Origin of the sequence: Paraburkholderia sp. SIMBA_054 (genome assembly GCF_046534875.1) — a bacterium.
Classification (GTDB): Bacteria; Pseudomonadota; Gammaproteobacteria; order Burkholderiales; family Burkholderiaceae; genus Paraburkholderia; species Paraburkholderia hospita.
Genome location: NZ_JAWRXV010001066.1, coordinates 1 through 260, shown reverse-complemented (window position 1 = coordinate 260; position 260 = coordinate 1). Strand labels below are relative to the sequence as shown.

The 260-nt window shown below is 40.4% G+C and carries 1 protein-coding gene; it reads right to left on the bottom strand.

Annotation, left to right across the window (positions count from 1 at the left end):
* Window positions 1-239: hypothetical protein (locus SB822_RS58435; RefSeq protein WP_410859290.1), on the bottom strand; the 239-nt coding region annotated here is incomplete at its 3' end.
* Between the last annotated feature and the right edge of the window lie 21 nt (window positions 240-260).

Genomic DNA, 260 nt, shown 5'->3' with positions numbered 1-260 from the left:
CTCGTTTTATATTCCTCTTCATATCTATTATGGAATTGAACACCGAAGTCAGTGCCGAGCCCTATAATGATTGGTAGTGTCGCCATTGTTGCGAGTGTAATCGGGATTCCGGCCCATCCCATGAAACCAAATGTCCATATTAATCCGACTAACACAAAGGCTAATGAAATAATACGACGTCTTACAGGGAATACGAAGAATAGTACAACAATCATTAATAGAACCGCTAAACCGAGCATGATTCCTAATGTCGTTATGAC